Genomic DNA, 3,301 nt, shown 5'->3' on the forward strand with positions numbered 1-3,301 from the left:
TTCAGCTTCCTCTTGTTTGTTTTTTAGGGGGGGACAAACTTATTGTCCACCGTTCGGTTTTCCGGATTTTATTGCGTACGGTGAGTACTTCCCATTGCGGAACTTTTTTTAAAATTTCACAGATGTGTTTTATATAGAGATTTTTACGTTCTTCCATGATACTGTCCGGACGAATTATGTAAACTTCTATACTATCGATGCTGCCGTCCGCTTTGGGCAGTACTGCGCATGATATTACCACTTTTGTATTTGCCAGTTCCGGAAAATAATCTCTATTGAACTGTGTCTTAATTAAAACCATAGCATCTTTTATAGATGTTCCCTTTTTTATAGAATTCCGATAGCTGGTTTTAGAAATGATTCTGCCTTGTTCCACCTGGTAGTCCGTTTCATTTTCATATTCCCTGTTAAAGCCCGTGTGGACATAATAGATCTGTTCACCGGACACAACCTTCAACTCTCCACTGAACCAAGAGGCTACTATCCGGCCTCGTTTGTCCTGATACTGATCGAAGATGCCATTTAAATCAACGGTAACTTCCGGCACTGTGTCGGGATAGGCGAAAAGGCTTTTGCTGTCTTCTATTTTTTTCAGAATCAGTTTATCATCTTCTATTTGCCATGTGGCTTGGTATCCTCTCCAGCAGGCTGTACAAAAGTCCTCTTGGGAGAGGTGTTCGCGCACCTGCCTGCTAATGATTGAATCGTGCTCTATCGGGCACGTTTGCAACATAAAAGTGTCTTTTCCGATAATGATGAGATCGGATATCTGTCCGGTTGCTTGGGCTGAAAGGAGGCAACAGAAGCATAGGAGGTGAAAGAGGAGGAGTTTTCGTACCATAGTAGAAAAAGTTATCTCTGCAAAAATAATTGTTTTTGTGTATAAGAAGGGAGTTTTATATAAGAAATTAGTTCTCGATTCTACCTCAACAAGAACTTTTACTATCTTTGTATCGTTATGTGCGCCATAAAGCAAAATAAAGAATAGCAGGAGGATTAAAGATGGACCCATTGGAATACATAGTGCCCGACAGAAAACGCATCCCTTACGGCATGATGAACTTCGCAGACATTCGTCTCGACAATTATTATTATGTGGATAAGACCCGTTTCATCCCTATGATAGAGCAGGCGGACCGTTTCTTTTTCTTCATTCGCCCACGCCGTTTCGGCAAGAGTCTCACACTGAATCTGCTGCAACACTATTACGATGTGCGTACCCGCGACAAGTTCGATGCACTTTTTGGCGACCTTTACATCGGGCAGCATCCCACGCCGGACCGCAACAGCTATCTCGTACTTTATCTCAATTTCTCCGGCATCACCGGCGAATTGAATAATTACCGTAAGGGATTGGATGCGCACTGCGGCATTACTTTTGAGAACTTTTGCAAGAAATATGCTGACCTTCTGCCGCAAGACACTTTGGAGGGCTTGTGTGCAGTGAGCGGAGCCGTGGATCAATTAGATTACCTTTATCAGGCTTGCGAGCGTGCCGGACAGAAGATGTATCTCTTTATCGATGAGTACGACCACTTCACAAATGCTATTCTCGCTGACCCCGAAAGCCTGCACCGTTACACCAATGAGACGCACGGCGAAGGTTACCTGCGCGCCTTCTTCAACAAGGTGAAGGCGGGAACCTATTCCAGCATCAAGCGTTGTTTTATCACAGGAGTAAGTCCCGTGACGATGGATGACCTCACCAGCGGCTTCAATATAGGCACCAACTACTCCCTCACGTCGAAATTTAACCAGATGATGGGATTCACAGAGGGGGAAGTGCGCGAGATGCTGACCTACTATTCCACAAACAGTCCTTTCAAGCATAGTGTAGACGAACTGATAGAGATGATGAAGCCATGGTATGATAACTACTGCTTCGCGCAGGAAAGCTATGGTGAAACCACGATGTACAACTCCAACATGGTGCTCTATTTCGTCAAGAACTACATTGACAATGGCAAAGCGCCACTCGATATGGTAGAAGACAACATTCGTATCGACTACGAAAAGTTGCGCATGCTCATCCGCAAGGACAAGGAGTTTGCCCATGATGCCTCCGTCATCCAGACCCTCGTGAGCCAGAGCTTCATTACTGGTGAACTGAAAAAAGGTTTCCCCGCTACCGGTATCACCAATCCCGATAATTTCGTGAGCCTGCTCTATTATTTCGGTATGCTTACCATTAGCGGCATGCACGAAGGGAAAACCAAGCTTACCATCCCTAACCTGGTGGTTCAGGAACAACTCTATACCTATCTCTTGAATACTTACAATGATGCAGACCTGAGCTTCAGCAGTTACGAGAAGAGCGAACTCTCCAGTCGACTCGCTTATCGGGGAGACTGGCAAGCCTACTTCGACTACATCGCCGACTGCCTGAAGACGTACGCCTCGCAGCGCGACAGACAGAAAGGCGAGTTCTTCGTCCACGGCTTCACCCTTGCCATGACTGCGCAGAACCGTTTCTACCGTCCCGTCTCCGAGCAGGACACGCAGGCGGGCTATGTCGATATTTTCCTTTGCCCGATGCTGGAGATTTACTCCGACATGGCGCACAGTTATATTGTGGAGTTGAAGTATGCCAAGTACAAAGACGCCGAAAGCCGCGTGGAGGAACTACGCCAAGAAGCCATCATCCAAGCCAACCGCTATGCTGATACGGATACAGTGAAGCGTGCCATCGGAAATACCCGGTTGCACAAGATAGTGGTGGTGTATAAAGGGATGGAAATGCGGGTGTGTGAGGAAGTCTAAAAGAAATGTTCTCCTGTTTATCCGTTTCATCTATAAAAACGTCCTCTTGGTCGATTTTCTTGCTGACGGGATTAAACTGTTTCATGTGAAAAGAGTCATAGATGCATATTTGGTGAATTCAATGAAAATATTACTCACTTTAAAATGCATTAGAATTATGAAGAAGCAAATTTTAAGTTTGGCCCTTGCCCTGTTTCTGGGAACGGCTGTAGGTATGGCACAGGAAAACAGAGGCGAACGTCCTGACATGTTAAAACGCATCGAACAGATGGTAACTGACCTGGGACTGAATGAGACTCAGGCTAAAGAATTTAAGGCAGTAATGGAGGAAATGAGACCAAACAGAGATGCTTCGGGCGAAAGACCTTCACGCGAGGAAATGGAGAAGAAGCGTAACGAGGCAGATGCGAAACTCAAAAAGATTCTGACGGACGAACAGTATAAAAAGTATCAGAGCATGAGGCCTCAGAGGGGACAGAGAAGAGGAAAATAATCTTCTATAAGATATTTCTCATCCGCAGATGACGCAGATTTCACGGGG

The 3,301-nt window shown here is 45.5% G+C and carries 3 protein-coding genes; 2 read left to right on the plus strand and 1 reads right to left on the minus strand.

Annotated elements, in window-relative coordinates; all coding sequences use genetic code 11:
• Position 1 precedes the first annotated feature (1 nt).
• The gene (locus BN161_RS25795) at positions 2–841 is read right to left on the minus strand and encodes a hypothetical protein (protein ID WP_044271776.1); all 840 of its coding nucleotides are present in this window, start codon (positions 839–841) and stop codon (positions 2–4) included.
• Between the two features lie 161 nt (positions 842–1,002).
• Here BN161_RS25795 and BN161_RS25800 point away from each other — a divergent pair, with 161 nt between their 5' ends.
• Positions 1,003–2,760, plus strand: coding sequence for an AAA family ATPase (locus BN161_RS25800; RefSeq protein WP_044271778.1), 1,758 nt, complete (start codon positions 1,003–1,005; stop codon positions 2,758–2,760).
• Between the two features lie 157 nt (positions 2,761–2,917).
• Positions 2,918–3,253, plus strand: a complete 336-nt coding sequence (locus BN161_RS25805) for a Spy/CpxP family protein refolding chaperone (protein ID WP_044271780.1) — start codon at positions 2,918–2,920, stop codon at positions 3,251–3,253.
• The last annotated feature ends 48 nt before the right edge of the window (positions 3,254–3,301 follow it).

Origin of the sequence: Bacteroides timonensis, assembly GCF_000513195.1 — a bacterium.
Classification (GTDB): Bacteria; Bacteroidota; Bacteroidia; order Bacteroidales; family Bacteroidaceae; genus Bacteroides; species Bacteroides timonensis.

Excerpts from the sequence above, each read along its gene's own strand:
- BN161_RS25795 (WP_044271776.1), bottom strand. The coding sequence starts at position 841 with ATGGTACGAAAACTCCTCCTCTTTCACCTCCTATGCTTCTGTTGCCTC.
- BN161_RS25805 (WP_044271780.1), top strand. The coding sequence starts at position 2,918 with ATGAAGAAGCAAATTTTAAGTTTGGCCCTTGCCCTGTTTCTGGGAACG.
- BN161_RS25800 (WP_044271778.1), top strand. The coding sequence starts at position 1,003 with ATGGACCCATTGGAATACATAGTGCCCGACAGAAAACGCATCCCTTAC.